Source organism: Aeromicrobium sp. P2_G6 (assembly GCF_056403535.1).
The window spans coordinates 966,401-981,382 of the sequence record NZ_JBFUFH010000001.1 but is presented as its reverse complement, the minus strand read 5'-3'; the positions used below and the strand labels follow the sequence as shown (position 1 = coordinate 981,382).

At 66.5% G+C, this 14,982-nt stretch carries 14 protein-coding genes and 2 tRNA genes; 6 read left to right on the top strand and 10 right to left on the bottom strand.

Going from position 1 to position 14,982, the window contains the following annotated elements; genetic code table 11:
• Nucleotides 1-13: 13 nt before the first annotated feature.
• The 5 genes from AC1DVU_RS04765 to gyrB form a co-directional block, all read right to left on the bottom strand.
• Nucleotides 14-86 (bottom strand) — tRNA-Ala (locus AC1DVU_RS04765).
• A gap of 151 nt (nt 87-237) precedes the next feature.
• Nucleotides 238-312 (bottom strand) — tRNA-Ile (locus AC1DVU_RS04760).
• 57 nt (nt 313-369) lie between these two features.
• On the bottom strand, nt 370-1,191 hold the full coding sequence (locus AC1DVU_RS04755) for a DUF3566 domain-containing protein (RefSeq protein ID WP_476921273.1): 822 nt from the start codon (nt 1,189-1,191) through the stop codon (nt 370-372).
• A complete protein-coding gene (gene gyrA / locus AC1DVU_RS04750) occupies nt 1,188-3,743 on the bottom strand; it encodes a DNA gyrase subunit A (RefSeq protein ID WP_476921272.1) in 2,556 nt (851 codons plus the stop codon). Before gyrA ends, AC1DVU_RS04755 begins: the two co-directional genes overlap by 4 nt.
• 17 nt (nt 3,744-3,760) lie before the next feature.
• On the bottom strand, nt 3,761-5,758 hold the full coding sequence (gene gyrB / locus AC1DVU_RS04745) for a DNA topoisomerase (ATP-hydrolyzing) subunit B (RefSeq protein WP_476921271.1): 1,998 nt from the start codon (nt 5,756-5,758) through the stop codon (nt 3,761-3,763).
• Between the two features lie 226 nt (nt 5,759-5,984).
• On the opposite strand from gyrB, the gene AC1DVU_RS04740 reads away from it, so the two are divergent.
• Nucleotides 5,985-6,779: a phosphatase PAP2 family protein gene (locus tag AC1DVU_RS04740; protein ID WP_476921270.1), complete on the top strand. Its 795-nt coding sequence runs from the start codon at nt 5,985-5,987 to the stop codon at nt 6,777-6,779.
• A 93-nt stretch (nt 6,780-6,872) separates the two neighbouring features.
• On the opposite strand, the gene AC1DVU_RS04735 is transcribed toward AC1DVU_RS04740, so the two are convergent.
• From AC1DVU_RS04735 to dnaA, 5 genes are all read right to left on the bottom strand, one after another.
• A complete protein-coding gene (locus AC1DVU_RS04735; RefSeq protein ID WP_476921269.1) occupies nt 6,873-7,373 on the bottom strand; it encodes a DciA family protein in 501 nt (166 codons plus the stop codon).
• The gene (recF, locus tag AC1DVU_RS04730; protein ID WP_476921268.1) at nt 7,366-8,490 is read right to left on the bottom strand and encodes a DNA replication/repair protein RecF; all 1,125 of its coding nucleotides are present in this window, start codon (nt 8,488-8,490) and stop codon (nt 7,366-7,368) included. The genes AC1DVU_RS04735 and recF overlap by 8 nt, the downstream gene beginning before the upstream one ends.
• 3 nt (nt 8,491-8,493) lie before the next feature.
• Nucleotides 8,494-9,417: a phosphogluconate dehydrogenase (NAD(+)-dependent, decarboxylating) gene (gnd, locus tag AC1DVU_RS04725; RefSeq protein WP_476921267.1), complete on the bottom strand. Its 924-nt coding sequence runs from the start codon at nt 9,415-9,417 to the stop codon at nt 8,494-8,496.
• Between the two features lie 19 nt (nt 9,418-9,436).
• A complete protein-coding gene (gene dnaN / locus AC1DVU_RS04720) occupies nt 9,437-10,579 on the bottom strand; it encodes a DNA polymerase III subunit beta (RefSeq protein ID WP_476921266.1) in 1,143 nt (380 codons plus the stop codon).
• A gap of 400 nt (nt 10,580-10,979) precedes the next feature.
• Nucleotides 10,980-12,440: a chromosomal replication initiator protein DnaA gene (dnaA, locus tag AC1DVU_RS04715; protein ID WP_476921265.1), complete on the bottom strand. Its 1,461-nt coding sequence runs from the start codon at nt 12,438-12,440 to the stop codon at nt 10,980-10,982.
• 344 nt (nt 12,441-12,784) lie between these two features.
• Between dnaA and rpmH the strand changes: the two genes are divergently transcribed.
• The 5 genes from rpmH to AC1DVU_RS04690 are packed head-to-tail and all read left to right on the top strand — an operon-like array spanning nt 12,785 to nt 14,978.
• Nucleotides 12,785-12,922 carry a 50S ribosomal protein L34 gene (gene rpmH / locus AC1DVU_RS04710; RefSeq protein WP_056210619.1) on the top strand — a complete coding sequence of 46 codons (138 nt, stop codon included), beginning with the start codon at nt 12,785-12,787 and terminating at the stop codon, nt 12,920-12,922.
• Nucleotides 12,923-12,926: 4 nt separating this feature from the next.
• On the top strand, nt 12,927-13,262 hold the full coding sequence (gene rnpA, locus AC1DVU_RS04705; protein WP_476921264.1) for a ribonuclease P protein component: 336 nt from the start codon (nt 12,927-12,929) through the stop codon (nt 13,260-13,262).
• The gene (gene yidD / locus AC1DVU_RS04700) at nt 13,259-13,501 is read left to right on the top strand and encodes a membrane protein insertion efficiency factor YidD (RefSeq protein ID WP_082530509.1); all 243 of its coding nucleotides are present in this window, start codon (nt 13,259-13,261) and stop codon (nt 13,499-13,501) included. Before rnpA ends, yidD begins: the two co-directional genes overlap by 4 nt.
• Nucleotides 13,486-14,508 (top strand): membrane protein insertase YidC, encoded by a 1,023-nt coding sequence (gene yidC / locus AC1DVU_RS04695; protein ID WP_476921263.1) that lies wholly within the window; start codon nt 13,486-13,488, stop codon nt 14,506-14,508. Before yidD ends, yidC begins: the two co-directional genes overlap by 16 nt.
• Entirely contained in the window at nt 14,505-14,978 is a 474-nt protein-coding gene (locus AC1DVU_RS04690) for a Jag family protein (RefSeq protein ID WP_476921262.1), read from the top strand. Before yidC ends, AC1DVU_RS04690 begins: the two co-directional genes overlap by 4 nt.
• Nucleotides 14,979-14,982: the final 4 nt, after the last annotated feature.

Sequence of the window (14,982 nt, the reverse complement as noted above, 5' to 3'; positions counted from 1 at the left end):
CTTCTTCATCCAGTGGAGCCGAGGGGACTCGAACCCCTAACCCCCTGCTTGCAAAGCAGGTGCGCTACCAATTGCGCCACGGCCCCGTGATCGTGCTGGTCCCGGGTCAGACCTTGTCGCTGGCAGCCGCCCACGTGTCGGTGGGCTTGTCCTGCTTGGACTTCGACAGTGCCCAGAAGACACCGGCCGCAGCGAGCCCGAGGGCGATGATCTTCTTCATGGAACCTCCTGTGCGAGTGGGCGTACGAGGACTTGAACCTCGGACCTCATCCTTATCAGGGATGCGCTCTAACCAAGCTGAGCTATACGCCCGCAACAGCGGTGAACTTTACCGCACCGCCTTGCCGTCTCCCAAAACGGGGAGGGGTCTTAGTGTTCTTCGGTGAACGTGACCTCGACACCACCGAGAAGTTGAGCCGCCAGGTTGTAGAGATGTGCGCCGATCGTCGCCAGTGCGGTCGTCAGGATGACGTTGATCGCCGACAGCACGAGGGTCAGTCCCACCATGCGCCCGAAGCCGAGGTAGTCGGTGATGTTGAAGCTCGTCGAGTCATCGCTCAGCACCGAGGTGACGCTGCCGTTGATCTGGTCCCAGACTCCCGTGGCCTCCATGACGACCCAGAAGATCGACACCGCGACGACCGCGACGATCATTAACGCGACCGAGATCGCAAAGGCCAGCTTGGTCACCGACCACGGCTCGATGTGGGTCAGCCGCAGGCTCGCGCGCCGCTCCTTCTTGGTGCTGGGCTGCGGCGCCGGGGCGAGTGTCGCGCCGGACTTGGTCTTGGCGCCGTCCTGTTCAGGGCGTTTGTCGACCTTGTCCTTGACCGCCGGGATCACCGCGGTGGTGGCGGGCGACGGCTTGGTCGTACGCGCGTAGTCGGCGGCCGTCAGGGGACGGCCACCGGGCGACGACGTGCGGTCGCCGTCAGAGGAGTCGCCATCAGACTTCTCGGACTTGTCCGAATTGTCGGCCGGCGGCGCGGGCGGGGTCGGGCGAGGTCGTCCCTTGTCGGTCTGTGGTCCGCCAGATGTCGCACTCTTGGCCGCGTTGGTCTTCTTGGCCGGTGTCTTCTTGGCAGGGCGGCTCACCGGCTTGGGAATGCGAGGGATCTGCTGGGTGGGCGCCGCGTCTGCCGCGCTGGAGCCCGGCGCGGAGGTCGGGTCCTGCTTGTCGTCTTCGGTCACTGATCCTGATCCTCGTCGGTCGACGTCTCTTCGGCCTGCGCCTCGTCCTGGAGAAGCTCGGTGTTGCGCGCAATGGTCACGACCCGGTCATCCCCCTTGAACTTCACGAAGCTCACCCCCATCGTGCCACGGCCTGTCGGATTGACACCTGAGACGAGGCTTCGGGTGACCTGGCCCCCGGCCGTCACGGAGATGACATCGTCGGTGTCGACGAGCACCAGTCCGCCGACGAGCTCACCGCGGTTCTCGGTGATCTGCATGGCCTTGATGCCGAGACCGCCGCGTCCCTGCAGTCGATACTGCTCGACCGGGGTCTTCTTGGCGAAGCCTCCGTCGGTGACCGTGAAGACGTAGAGCTGGTCCTCCTCAGGCACCTCCGTCGACTCCAGCGCACCGGCCGACCGGCGGATGACCGACATCGAGAGCATCGAGTCGGCCTCGCGGAACTTCATGCCCGTGACGCCGGAGGTCGCCCGTCCCATGGGGCGAAGCTGCTCATCGTCCGCGCGGAACCGGATCGCCTGGGCCTTGCGCGAGATGAGGATCAGGTCGTCCTCCGGGGTGACCAGCTCAGCACCGATCAGCTCGTCGTCCTCGTCGCGGAAGTTGATCGCGATGACGCCGGCCTGGCGGGGGCTGTTGTAGTCACCGAGCCGGGTCTTCTTGACCAGGCCCTTCTTGGTCGCCAGGACCAGGTAGGGCGCCTGCTCGTAGTCGCGGATCGCCAGGACCTGTGCGATCTCCTCGTCCGGCTGGAACGACAGCAGTCCGGCGACGTGGCCGCCCTTGGCGTCGCGTCCGGCCTCGGGCAGCTGGTAGGCCTTGGCCCGGTAGACCCGGCCGGCCGTCGTGAAGAACAGGATCCAGTGATGGCTCGTCGTCGCGAACATGTGCTCGACGAGATCGTCACCACGCAGAGCCGCACCGCGTACGCCCTTGCCGCCACGGTTCTGGACGCGGTAGAGGTCGGTCTTGGTGCGCTTGGCGTAACCGCCCTTGGTGATCGTGACCACGACCTCCTCGTCGGGGATCAGGTCCTCGTCGGACAGGTCGCCGTCGGCGGGGATGATGTTGGAACGGCGGTCCTCGCCGTACTTGTCGACAATCGCGGCGAGCTCGTCGGACACGATCTGTCGCTGCCGCTCGGGCTTGGCGAGGATGTCCTTGTAGTCGGCGATCTCGCGCTCGAGCTCATCGAGGGTGTCCATGATCTTCTGACGCTCGAGGGCTGCCAGGCGACGCAGCTGCATCTCGAGGATCGCGTTGGCCTGAAGCTCGTCGATGTCGAGCAGGCCGATCAGGCCTTGGCGCGCCTCGTCGACCGTGGGGCTGCGGCGGATCAGGGCGATGACCTCGTCGAGCGCGTCGAGCGCCTTGGCAAGGCCGCGGAAGATGTGCGCCTTGGCCTCGGCCTCGTCGAGGAGGTACTGGGTGCGGCGCTGGATGACTTCGATCTGGTGGTTGATCCAGTTGCTGACGAAGCCGTCGAGCGTCAGGGTGCGCGGCACCTCGTCGACCAGCGCCAGCATGTTGGCGCTGAAGTTGGTCTGCAGCTCGGTGTGCTTGTAGAGGTTGTTGAGCACGACGCGGGCGATCGCATCCTTGCGGATCTCGACCACGATGCGACGGCCGACGCGCGACGACGACTCGTCGCGCAGGTCGGAGATGCCCTGGATGCGCCCGGCGTTGACGAGGTCGGCGATCTTGCGCATCAGGTTGTCGGGGTTGACCTGGTAGGGCAGGCCCGTCACGACGAGCTGGATGCGGCCCTTGGTGTCCTCTTCGATCGAGACGATCGCGCGCATCATGATCGACCCGCGGCCCGTGCGGTACATGTCCTCGATGCCCTTGGTGCCGACGATCAGCGCGTCGGACGGGAAGTCAGGACCCTTGACCCGCTCGATCAGCGCCTCGAGGAGCTCTTCCTTGCTGGCGTCGGGGTTGGACAACGCCCACTGGGCACCCTCGGCGACCTCGCGCAGGTTGTGCGGCGGGATGTTGGTGGCCATGCCGACCGCAATGCCGGCCGAGCCGTTGACCAGCAGGTTGGGGATGCGCGACGGGAGGACCGTCGGCTCCTGTGAGCGGCCGTCGTAGTTGGGGCGGAAGTCGACGGTGTTCTTGTCGATGTCGCGCACCATCTCCATGGCGATCGGCGCGAGCCGGCACTCGGTGTAACGCATCGCGGCAGCACCGTCGTCGCCCGGGGAGCCGAAGTTGCCCTGCCCGTCGATCATCGGGGCGCGCATGACCCACGGCTGCGCCAGGCGTACGAGGGTGTCGTAGATCGCGGTGTCGCCGTGGGGGTGGTACTGACCCATGACGTCACCGACGATGCGCGAGCACTTGGAGAAGCCGCGGTCGGGCCGGTAGCCGCCGTCGAACATCGCGTAGAGCACCCGGCGGTGCACGGGCTTGAGCCCGTCGCGTACGTCCGGCAGTGCGCGCGACACGATCACGCTCATGGCGTAGTCGATGTAGGAGCGCTGCATCTCGTCCTGCAGCTCGACCGCTTCGATCCGGTCGTGCTCGGGAGGTGTCGTCTCAGTCACTGAGGTGTCCTGTCAGGTCAGATGTCGAGGAAGCGGACGTCTTTGGCGTTGCGCTGGATGAACGAGCGTCGCTGCTCGACGTCCTCGCCCATCAGGATCGTGAACATCTCGTCGGCCATCGCCGCGTCCTCGAGAGTCACCTGGCGCAGGATGCGGTTGGCCGGATCCATGGTGGTGTCCCACAGCTCGCTGTCGTTCATCTCGCCGAGACCCTTGTAGCGCTGGATCTGCTGGCCGACCTCCTTGGGCAGGCGCTTGCCGTCGGCGGCACCGGCCTTGAGCATCGCGTCGCGCTCGGCGTCCGAGTAGGCCAGCTCGTCGGGCGAGTTGCTCCACTTGATCTTGTAGAGCGGCGGCTGGGCGAGGTAGACGTGACCGCCGTCGATCAGCGGCTTCATGAACCGGAACAGCAGCGTCAGCAGCAGCGTCGAGATGTGCTGGCCGTCGACATCGGCATCGGCCATCAGCACGATCTTGTGATAGCGCAGCTTGTCGATGTCGAAGTCGTCATGCACGCCCGTGCCGAGAGCCGAGATGATCGCCTGGACCTCGGCGTTCTGGAGGATCTTGTCGATGCGAGCCTTCTCGACGTTGAGGATCTTGCCTCGCAACGGGAGGATCGCCTGCGTACGGGGGTCGCGCCCGCCCTTGGCCGAACCGCCGGCCGAGTTGCCCTCGACGATGAAGACCTCGCACTCCTCGGGGTTGCGCGAGGAGCAGTCGGCGAGCTTGCCGGGCAGGCCGCCGCCGCCCAGGAAGCCCTTGCGGTTGCGGGCCAGGTCGCGGGCCTTGCGTGCCGCCATGCGCGCGGTCGCGGCGTCGATCGACTTGCGGACGATCGTCTTGCCCTCGGTCGGGTGCTGCTCGAACCAGGCGCCGAGCTCGTCGTAGAGCACCGTCTGGACGTAGCCCTTGGCCTCGCTGTTGCCGAGCTTGGTCTTGGTCTGGCCCTCGAACTGCGGCTCCTCGAGCTTGATCGACACGATCGCCGTGAGGCCCTCGCGGATGTCCTCGCCCGAGAGGTTGTCGGCGGCCTTCTTGATCAGACCCTGCGCCGTCGCGAACTTGTTGACCGTCGACGTCAACGCCGCGCGGAAGCCCTCTTCGTGCGTGCCGCCCTCGTGGGTGTTGATCGTGTTGGCGAACGTGTGGACCGACTCGATGAAGCTGTCGTTCCACTGCATGGCGATCTCGAGCGACAGGCCCTTGGACTCGTCCTCGGACTCGATCGAGATGACGTCGCGGTGGATCGGCGACTTGCTGCCGACGTTGATGTGCTCGACGTAGTCGACCAGGCCCTTGTCGAAGCGGAACCGTGCATCACGCTCGACGGCGTCGACCGGGGTGTCGCCCTCGGAGGCCTCCTGGGCCTCCTCGCGGTCGTCGCGGAGCACGAGCTCGAGGCCCTTGTTGAGGAAGGCCATCTCGCGGAATCGGGTCTTGAGCGTCTCGTAGCTGTAGACGACACTCTCGAAGATGTCCTCGCTGGCGTAGAACGTCGTCGTCGTGCCGGTCTCGTCGGTCTTCTCGTGCCGCTCGAGCGGGGCATCGGGCACGCCGTAGGTGAACGACTGGGTCCAGCGGTAGCCGTCGCGCTTGACCTCGACGTGGAGCTTGGTCGACAGCGCGTTGACGACGGAGACGCCAACGCCGTGCAGACCACCGGAGACCTTGTAGCCGCCGCCACCGAACTTGCCGCCGGCGTGCAGCGAGGTGAGGACCAGCGTGACGGCCGGCATCTTCTCGGTGGGGTGCTCGTCGACCGGGATGCCGCGGCCGTCGTCGACGACCCGCACACCGCCGTCGGCCTGGAGGGTCACCGCGATGTGGGAGGCGTAGCCCGCGAGCGCTTCGTCGACGGAGTTGTCGACGACCTCATAGACGAGGTGGTGGAGCCCGCGTTCACCGGTCGAGCCGATGTACATGCCGGGGCGCTTGCGAACCGCCTCCAGACCTTCGAGGACCTGAATGTTGCTGGCGTCGTACGAGGCTTCAGGATCTGGAGTTTGGCTCACTCATCCAGTATACGGGCCGTTATGTGCGTCTCAGCGCTTACCCACAGTTCCCGGGTGGCGCGTCGCGACCGTCAATTGGCCCTGAGAGCGACAAAACGGCGGCTGTGACGACGCCGTGGACCCTCCACCGGCCTCCGGTATGTCCGCGGGGCCATCGAGCCGCCCATTCGGCGATGCCGGCGAACGCGGCGTCAGGACCTTGGGGGCCATCGGGCATCTTAGAGGGATGAGCACGACAGCCACCCGTCGCGACACCGCACTGCCGGCGTTCGCCGCTGCGATCGCAGCGGCGGTCACGCTCGTCGTCATGATCCGCGTGGCCCTGCAGTCGAGCCAGGGACAGCAGTGGGATGACGAGGCGATGAAGACCGTCGTCGCCGGACGCGACACGCAGCTCACTCTCTTGAGCGGACTGGGCTACGTCTCGATCGGCGCGATCGGCGCGGTGGCGATCGCGTGCGCCGGCGTCGCCCTGTTGCGCGGCAAGGGCCGGCTCGCGATCGGCGCGGCGATCATCATCGGCGGCGCCGACATCACGACGCAGGTGCTCAAGCACTCGTTCCTCGACCGTCCCGACTTCGGCCTCGGCGTGCTCAACAGTCTCCCGAGCGGCCACACCACCGTCGTCGCAAGCGCCGTCGGCGCCGCGCTGTTGGTGGCTCCCGGCGGCGTACGCCCATTGGTCGCGGCGGGCGGCGGGTTCGCCACAACCCTCACGGGTGCCTCGACGATCGTCGCCGGTTGGCACCGACCCGCGGATGTCGTCGCGGCCCTCGCGGTCAGCCTGGTCTGGACGGGGATCGTCGCGTTGTGCATCCACGGTCCCCGGACCCCGGTGACCGGTACGTTCGTCAGCGCCCTGCTCGGCTGCGGCGCAGCACTGGCGTCGCTCGTCGCGATCGGCGTGCGCCCGGCGTACGGGTGGGTCGGCTTCACCCAGGCGTCCCTCGTCCTCGGAGCCGTCACCGCGGTGACCGCAATGTTCGTCGTAGCCGCCGCAGCAGTCTCACCAGCTGAGTGATCTCGATACGATCCCTCGTTCCTCGGGATCACTCGATCACCGAGTACTCGCTGGTCGAGTGCCGCCGAGGGACGAGGCGGTGTATCGAGACCTCTAGCCGTAGGTGTCTCGCGGGCCTCGGGCGCCGCGGATCGAGCGGGGCCCCTTCTTCCACGACGGGGCCTGCGGTCCACGCACCACGATGCGCAGCACCGACCCGTCACCCATCAGCTCGTTGAGCTTCGCGACGATGCGGGGCGCCAGCAGCCGGAGCTGGGTCGCCCATGCGGTCGAGTCCGTACGCACCTCGACCTCGCCGTCGTCGAACGCGATGACCTCGGAGTGTTGCGCGACCTCGGGCCCGACGATGCCGGCCCAGTCGGTGAACACGCGCTGCGCGGCGAGTCGCTCATCCCAGCCCTGGTCGTTGACGACCTGGCCGAGCAGGTCGGCGAGCGGACTCGGCTCGTCGCGGGCGGCCCGGGCCGGCTTGGCCGGTCGGACCCGTCGTTTCGCCGACGGCGGCACGGGTGAGCCCTTGCCGCGATAGGACTTCGCAATGTCCCTCGCCAGGTCGAGACCGTCGTCCGGGGTGGGCTCGTTCGGCTCAGTCACGAACGACCTCCCCTCCGGCGACATTGAAACGATGACCCTTGAGCGCATCTGGCACGTCGTCCGCGACCGCGGCGGTCACCAGCACCTGCTCCGCATCGCCGACGAGCTCGGCCAGCTGCTGGCGGCGACCCTGGTCGAGCTCGGCGAACACGTCGTCGAGGATCAGCACGGGGTCGTCATCATCCTCGCGCAGCAGCTCGAACGAAGCGAGCCTCAGCGCCAGTGCCAACGACCATGCCTCGCCGTGACTCGCGTAGCCCTTGGCGGGCAGGTCGCCGATCATCAGGAGCACCTCGTCGCGGTGCGGGCCGACCAGGCTGATGCCGCGGTCCATCTCGTCGCCCCGGCGCCGCGCGATCTCGTCGAGCAGCGCCAGCCGGATCGTCTCCTGGTCGCGAACACCGGTGTCGAGCTCGAGCGATGGCTTGTAGGTCGCGGTGACGACGCGGCGGTCGGGCGCTGATGCCGCGGCCACCCGGACGTACGCCTCGGCGAGGTGCGGGGCGAGTGCGTCGAGGAGGAGGAGCCGGGTCGACACGAGCTCGGCCCCCGTACGCGCGAGGTTCTCGTCCCAGATGTCGAGGGTCGCGATCTCGACGTTGCGCCTGCCGCGGGCCGACTTGAGGAGGGTATTGCGCTGCTTGAGCACCCGGTCGTAGTCGGCGCGCACGCCGGCAAGCCGCGGCGTGCGCAGAACGAGCAGCGAGTCGAGGAACTTGCGGCGGTCGGAAGGATCGCCCTTGACCAGCGCGAGATCCTCGGGCGAGAACATCACGGTGCGGAGCACGCCGATGAGGTCGCGGGTACGCGGCAGGGCGCCGCGGTTGATGCGGGCCCGGTTGGACTTGCCGGGAGTGATCTCGAGCTCGAGCAGCGCCGTCCGGTCGCCGCGCACGACATCAGCGCGTACGACCGCACGTTCTGAGCCGGCTCGCACCAGCGGCGCGTCGCCCGACACGCGATGCGAGTCGAGGCGCGAGAGGTAGTCGATCGCCTCGACCAGGTTGGTCTTGCCCTGGCCGTTGGACCCGATGAACGCCGTGGCGCCCGGCTCGAGATCGATCTCGACGGAGTCGTACGACCGGAAGTCGTGCAGGGTCAGGCGACTGACGTGCACGGACTAGACGGGATCTGCCGGGTCGGGTTCTGCCGGCGTGATGCCCTTCTCCTCGGCAGCCTTGACCGCGTGGCCGCCGAACTGCTGGCGCATCGCCGCGACGGCCTGCATCGCGGGCGACTCGTCCTGGCGTGAGGTGAAGCGAGCGAACAGCGATGCGGCGATCGTGTGCATCGGCACGGCGTTGTCGATCGCGGCCTCGACGGTCCAGCGGCCCTCGCCGGAGTCCTCGGCGTAGCCGCGGACCTTGGACAGACCGGGGTCCTCCTCGAGCGCCTTGACCAGGAGGTCGAGCAGCCACGAGCGTACGACCGTGCCCTCGCGCCACGAGTCGAAGACCTCGGTGACGTTGTCGACGATGTCGACCTTCTCGAGCAGCTCGAAGCCCTCGGCGTACGCCTGCATCATGGCGTACTCGATGCCGTTGTGGACCATCTTGGAGAAGTGCCCGGCACCCACGCGGCCGGCGTGGACGAAGCCAGACTCGCCATCGGGCCGCAGCGCGTCGAACGCAGGCTGGACCTTGGCGATGTCCTCGGCAGTGCCGCCGGCCATCAGGGCGTAGCCGTTGTCGAGGCCCCAGACTCCACCGCTGACACCGCAGTCGACGTAGCCGATGCCCTTTTCTGCTGCAAGGGCGGCGTGCTTCTCGTCATCGGTCCAGCGCGAGTTGCCGCCGTCGACGATGACGTCGCCCTCACCGAGCAGCTCGATGAGCTGCTCGACGGTTGCCCGGGTGATGTCGCCGGCTGGGACCATGACCCACACGACCTTGGGCGAGGGCAGCTTGTCGACGAGCTCCTCGAGGGACGCCACGTCGGAGATGTCGGGGTTGCGGTCGTAGCCGACGACGGTGACGTCTCCGTTGCGCATGCGGGTGCGCATGTTGCCACCCATCTTGCCGAGTCCGACGAGTCCGATGTCCATGTGCGAGTCCCTCCGAGAGTCAGTTCTGCAGGCGTACGGGCATGATCAGGTAACGGAACGCGACATCGGGGTCGGCTCCGATCTCGCGCACGCCCGAGATGGCCGCCGGCTTGGTGTGCTGGGTGAACGACAGGTGCACGACGGGGTCCGACATGACGGCGAGCCCCTCCAGCAGGTAGGTCGGGTTGAACCCGATCGAGATGTCGGCGCCGTTGATCGTCGCCTCGATCGACTCCGACGCCTGGGCCTCGTCGCCACTGCCGGCTTCGAGCAACAGCTGGCCGTCGGAGAACGTCAGGCGTACGGGGGTGTTGCGCTCGGCGACCAGCGCGACGCGCTTGACCGAGTCGACCAGCGCCTGGGTCTCGACATAGGCGACGGTCTCGGCCTGCGCCTGGAACAGCTGGCGTACGCGCGGGAAGTCACCTTCGAGCAGGCGGGTCGTCGTGCGACGGGTGCCGTTGCCGACGACGCCTTCGAAACCGATCAGTCCGTCGCCGGTCTCGCCGGACGAAACCGCGATCGTGACGTCGCCGCCTGAGGTGAGCGAGCGGGCGGTCTCGTTGAGGACACGCGCCGGCACGAGAGCCTGCGCCGAGAGGTCGCTGGCCTCGGGATACCACTCGAGATCGCGGAGGCTGGCCCGGAACCGGTCGGTCGCCATGAGCGAGATCGTCGAGCCCTCGAGCTCGAGGCGTACGCCGGTCAGCAGCGGGAGCATCTCGTCGCGTCCGGCGGCGGCGCTGGCCTGGGACACCGCGGTGGCGAAGTCGTCGGCCTTGATCGTGCCGGAGGCCGTGGGCATCTCGGGCAGCTGGGGGTATTCCTCGACGGGCATCGTCTGGAGGCTGAAGCGGGCATTGCCGCAGATGACCTGCACCTTGGTGCCGTCGAGCGAGATGTCGACCGGCTTGGCCGGGAGGGCCTTCACGATCTCAGCGAGCAGGCGACCGGAGACGAGCGCGCGGCCGTCACCGCTGACCTCGGCCGGAAGCGTGGCGCGCGTCGAGGTCTCGTAGTCGAATCCGGACAGGGTGAGGCCGTCCGCGGCGGTCTCGATGAGCAGGCCGGCGAGCACAGGAACGCTCGGACGGTTGGGCAGGCTGCGGGCTGTCCAGGCGACGGCGTCGGCAAGCGTGTCGCGGTCGATGCGGAATTTCACGTGATGGGGCCTTTCCGAGGACGGGAGCCGTCGGGATGAATCCTGCCACGGTATCCGTGACCGGAGGTATTCAGGGGAAGAGCGAAAGATGTCATCCACACACAGGCCGCGACATGACTTCCGCTGGGTTTGCCGAGATAAAGAAGAGTAGTAGTCGTAGTAGCGTCTGTGGATTCGGTGGACAACCCTGATTCAGCGTCGAATCCCGGTGTTGAGACCGGTGGACAACCTGTGTTCGGCCGGGCGGCGAAACTACACGTTCCTGTGGATGTGTGATCTGCGTTCACACGGTGTTCACACAGCGGCCGATGATGTCCACGTGACTGATGGGTTTTCCCACAGTGCCATCCCCAGCTGTGTATGTCCCAGGTGTGAATGGTCCTGACGGGCCATTCACGTGTCATGACTGACGGGCTTGCTGCTTGATGCGTGCCGTCAGCTCGGTGACCTGGTTGTAGACCGCGTGCTTCTCGGCCATGAGCTTGCGGATCTTGCGGTCCGCGTGCATCACCGTGGTGTGGTCGCGGTTGCCGAACTCCTGGCCGATCTTGGGCAGTGACATCTCGGTGAGCTCGCGGCACAGGTACATCGCGATCTGGCGGGCGAGCACCAGGTTGCGGCTGCGGTTGGTGCTGCAGAGGTCGTCGATCGAGAACTCGGAGTACGCGGCGGTCTGGGCCATGATCATGCCGACCGTGATGTCGGGCTCCTCACCTTCGGCGATGAGGTCCTTGAGCACGATCTGCGCGAGCTGCAGGTCGACCGTCGTGCCGTTGAGGTTGGCGAATGCGGTGGCGCGGATGAGTGCACCCTCGAGCTCACGGATGTTGGTCTGCACCTTGCTGGCGATGAACTCCAGCACGTCGGCCGGCGCCGTGAGCTTCTCGTTGGCGGCCTTCTTGCGGAGGATCGCGATGCGGGTCTCGAGGTCGGGGGGCTGAACGTCGGTCGTGAGGCCCCACTCGAACCGGTTGCGCAGCCGGTCCTCCAGGGTCGTGAGGTTCTTGGGCGGCCGGTCGGACGTCATCACGATCTGCTTGTTCTCGTTGTGCAGCGCGTTGAACGTGTGGAAGAACTCGGTCTGGGTCGATTCCTTGCCCTCCAGGAACTGGATGTCGTCGACCAGGAGGACGTCGATCTCGCGGTACTTGCGCTTGAGCGCAGCGGTGCGGTTCTCACGGATCGCGTTGATGACGTCGTTCGTGAACTCTTCGCTGTTGACGTAGCGAACGCGCGAGGACGGGTAGAGGTTGAGGACGTAGTGACCGATCGCGTGCAACAGGTGGGTCTTGCCCAGTCCGGACTCGCCGTGGATGACGAGCGGGTTGTACGCCTTGCCGGGCGCCTCGGCGACGGCGACTGCCGCGGCGTGGGCGAACCGGTTGGACGAGCCGATGACGAAGTTCTCGAACAGGTAGCGCGGGTTGAGCCGGGCCTCCGCGACGCTGCCGATGCGAGGCGGTGTGGTCTTGCGCTCGGCCCAGGTTGGCACGAACTCGTCCTGGTCGTCATCGTCCTCGTCGTCGAGGTCGTTGTCCTGGCCGTACGCGTTGGGAGCATTTGTCGATAAATCGTCTTGTCGACTCTGCATCTCGATCAGCGAGGGCTCGATCGTGACGACGAGCCTCGTCTCCTGCTGGAGGGTCGAGCTGATCGCGTGCTCGAGTGCCGGCCTGACCCGCGACTCGAGCTGGGCGCGGGTGAGATCGTCCTGCACCGCGACGATCAGGATGTTGTTGTGGAGCGTCAGCGGCTTGGCGGAGTAGACCCACACCTTGGCGCCCGGGGAGAGCGTGTCGACGGCACCTTGCCAAACTCGGTTGAGATGTTCTTCCGGGCTGGTTTCCTGGCCGTCGTTCATCCAATGCCTCCCGACACGTCCACATGGTTTTCCACATGGTGTGAATGCGAACTCGAGAGTTGAGGTTGCCTTGTGGAAAACTCGATACCGCGGTGACGCTAGCAGCGATGAGGGGTGCATACAAGCGGAATTCCCCAGCTCGTCCTCAACCTTCGGCGTGTCGTGTGGACGACGAAGCGTTCGACGCGTATGGGGATCAGTTTGACCGCGATCCGGGGCGCCCGTACCGTTGTCTAGTCGTCCTAGAACGACTTCCGCCGCATGCCCACGACAACTGCACTTCTCGGTCGTGGGCGAGCGGTGGCCGTCGACCGGCCCAGACTGAGATCCGTGAGGAACACATCGTGAGCAAGCGTACTTTCCAGCCGAACAACCGTCGTCGTGCCAAGAAGCACGGCTTCCGCCTCCGCATGCGCACCCGCGCCGGCCGCGCGATCCTCGCGGACCGTCGCCGCAAGGGCCGCGCCAAGCTGTCTGCCTGATCCGTTGCTCGCGCGCGGCCAACGCATGCGCAGCGGGGATGACTTCCGGCACACGATCCGTCGTGGAGCCAAAGGCGTACAACCCACCCTCGTCACACATGTCGTTCCGGGAACCGGCGGACCCACGTCCGTCGGTTTCGTCGTGAGCAAGGCCGTGGGCTCGGCGGTTGACCGCAACCGCGTCAAGCGCCAGCTGCGTCACCTGATGCGCGACCGCATCGACGGGTTGCCCGCGGGCAGCCGGGTCGTGGTGCGGGCTCTTCCGGCCGCCCACGGCGTCCGTTCAGCGACGCTCGCGGAGCATCTGGATGCCGCGCTGGCGCGAGCCGGTGCCCGATGAAGTACCCCCTGATCTGGTTGCTGAAGGCGTATCGCTTCGCCATCAGTCCGCTCTACGGTCAGGTCTGCCGCTACCACCCCACCTGCTCGGCCTACGCTTTGCAGGCCGTGGAGACTCACGGAGCGGTGCGCGGAACCTGGCTGGCCGGACGTCGTGTCCTGCGCTGCCACCCCTGGAGCGCCGGAGGCTACGACCCGGTGCCACAGTCACATAGAGGAGAACAATGTTCGGCTTCCTAGGCGACATCGGATCGGCGATCATGACGCCGCTCTACTACGCGGTGTCCGGGATCCTGCTGGTCTGGCACAAGATCTTTTCGACCGTGCTCGACCCGCACAGCGGGTGGACGTGGGCCCTGTCGATCATCGGCCTCACGATCACGATCCGCACGCTGCTGATCCCGCTGTTCGTCAAGCAGATCAAGTCGAGCCGCAACATGCAGCTGCTCCAGCCGCAGATCAAGGCGCTCCAGCAGAAGTACAAGCACGACCGTGAGCGCCTGACGCAGGAGCAGATGAAGCTGTGGAAGGAGACGGGCACCAACCCGTTCGCCTCCTGCCTTCCCTTGATCCTTCAGATGCCGATCTTCTTCGCGCTGTTCCGCACGATCGATCACGCCGCGAAGTACAACCCCGAAACCGATGGTGCCTTTCACAAGGGCTTTCTTGACTCGTCGGATGCGTTGTCGCTCTCGAACGCCAAGCTGCTCGGCGCGCGTATCGCCGACACGTTCGTCAACACCGAGCTGACCGAGACCCGCATCCTCACGATGTCGCTCGTCATCATCATGTGCATCACGCAGTTCACGACGCAGCGTCAGCTGATGTCCAAGAACATGCCGGCCGATGCCATGACGGGTCAGTACGCCCAGCAACAGAAGCTGCTCCTCTACATCCTCCCGATCGTATTCGCGGTCGGCGGCGTGGCGTTCCCCCTGGGTGTCCTCTTCTACTGGACGACCTCGAACTTCTGGACCATGGGCCAGCAGTTCTACGTCATCCGCAACAACCCGGCACCGGGCACGCCGGCGTTCAAGGCCAAGCAGGAGCGCGACGCCAAGCACGGCAAGACCGTCGCCGAGGATCCCCTCAAGCCTGTCGTCGAGGAGGCGCCCAAGCCTCCGCCGCGTCAGCAGCCCAAGAACCAGGCGCGCAGCCAGCGGAAGAAGAAGCCCGCCGGCCCGCCGAAGCGAAAGCCCGACATCACGAGCAAGAACGACGAGACGGACAAGGACGGCACCAAGTGAGCGAGCTCGCGAAGAAGTTGGAGAAGGAAGGCGACATCGCCGCGGACTTCCTCGAGGGTCTGCTCGACATCGCGGACCTCGATGGCGACATCGACATGGACGTCGATGGCGATCGTGCCGCGGTGGAGATCGTCGGCGGCAACCTGGACCACCTGGTCGGCCGCGATGGTGAAGTGCTGGACGCCCTGCAGGAGCTGACGCGTCTCGCGGTCTATCGCGAGACCGGTGAGCGCAGCCGGCTGATGCTGGACGTCGCCGGCTTCCGGGCTGCCCGTCGGGCCGAGCTCGTCACGATTGCGCAGGGCGCGATCGAGAAGGTCAACGCTGGCGAACCGGCCGTGGCACTCGACGCCATGACGCCGTTCGAGCGCAAGGTCATTCACGACGCCGTGGCCGACGCTGGCCTGACGAGCTCGTCGGAAGGCACCGAGCCGCATCGCTACGTCGTCGTCCACACGGCGGCTGAGTAGGTGC

Coding starts and splice junctions, on each gene's coding strand:
- gnd (WP_476921267.1), bottom strand. CDS start 9,417: ATGGACATCGGACTCGTCGGACTCGGCAAGATGGGTGGCAACATGCGC.
- AC1DVU_RS04740 (WP_476921270.1), top strand. CDS start 5,985: ATGAGCACGACAGCCACCCGTCGCGACACCGCACTGCCGGCGTTCGCC.
- yidD (WP_082530509.1), top strand. CDS start 13,259: ATGAAGTACCCCCTGATCTGGTTGCTGAAGGCGTATCGCTTCGCCATC.
- yidC (WP_476921263.1), top strand. CDS start 13,486: ATGTTCGGCTTCCTAGGCGACATCGGATCGGCGATCATGACGCCGCTC.
- dnaA (WP_476921265.1), bottom strand. CDS start 12,440: ATGAACGACGGCCAGGAAACCAGCCCGGAAGAACATCTCAACCGAGTT.